1 protein-coding gene is annotated in these 214 nt (G+C 45.8%); it reads left to right on the top strand.

The window, feature by feature from the left end; translation table 11 throughout:
- Positions 1–42: 42 nt before the first annotated feature.
- A partial coding sequence (locus AB4Y44_RS43115; protein ID WP_368702873.1) for a type II toxin-antitoxin system HigB family toxin occupies positions 43–214 on the top strand: 172 nt, incomplete at its 3' end.

Raw genomic sequence — 214 nt, 5'->3', positions numbered from 1 at the left:
GAAGAGTTTATTGATAAACACTCAGCCGCGAAAAGTCCTCTCATGACCTGGTACAGGCTGGCAAGTAGCTGCCAAGCCGATGACCTGTCCGGTCTTAAGAAGACGTTTGGTACTACAGTCGATTACGGTCCAACAAAGTTTTATGTGTTTGATGTTGGAGGAAACAATTTCCGAGTCGTCGCTACAGTCCATTTCAACCGGCAAATGTTGTTCA

This window comes from Paraburkholderia sp. BR10937, assembly GCF_040965695.1.
GTDB lineage: Bacteria > Pseudomonadota > Gammaproteobacteria > Burkholderiales > Burkholderiaceae > Paraburkholderia.
Note: the sequence above shows the minus strand (reverse complement) of the source record. Positions and strands in the feature narration are given on the sequence as shown.